This window comes from Janthinobacterium sp. GMG1 (genome assembly GCF_034427795.1).
GTDB lineage: Bacteria > Pseudomonadota > Gammaproteobacteria > Burkholderiales > Burkholderiaceae_D > Janthinobacterium.
In genome coordinates this window covers 1-395 of the sequence record NZ_JAXQNT010000053.1, presented here as the reverse complement: position 1 = coordinate 395, position 395 = coordinate 1, and the positions used below count along the sequence as shown (strand labels likewise).

The 395-nt window shown below is 69.1% G+C and carries 1 protein-coding gene; it reads left to right on the top strand.

Features of this window, described 5'->3' with window-relative positions:
* A partial coding sequence (locus tag SJI03_RS28855) for a condensation domain-containing protein (RefSeq protein WP_322429467.1) occupies window positions 1-395 on the top strand: 395 nt, incomplete at both ends.

The window sequence follows — 395 nt, the reverse complement described above, 5'->3', positions numbered from 1 at the left end:
CCAGCGATGGCGATCATGCCTGGCAGGAAGTGCAGGAAGTGGCCACGCTGGCCCTGCCGGTGCTGGCGGTGGAAGATGAGGCGGCCATGGAGATGGCCATCGAAGCAGAAGCGGGGCGGCCGTTCAACCTGCGCTGCGAGCTGCCATTGCGGGCGCAATTGTTGCGTCTGGCGCCGCAGCGCCATGTGCTGGTCCTGGTGCTGCACCATATTGCGTCGGACGGCTGGTCGGGTGCGATCGCGGTCGACGAGTGGTGCGAAGCCTACGCGGCGCTGGTCGAGGGCCGGGCGCCGGGCTGGCAGGCGCTGCCTGTGCAGTATGCGGACTACGCCCGCTGGCAGCGCGAGGCGCCGCAACAGGCGCGCCATGCGCAGCAACTGACGTACTGGCAGCAG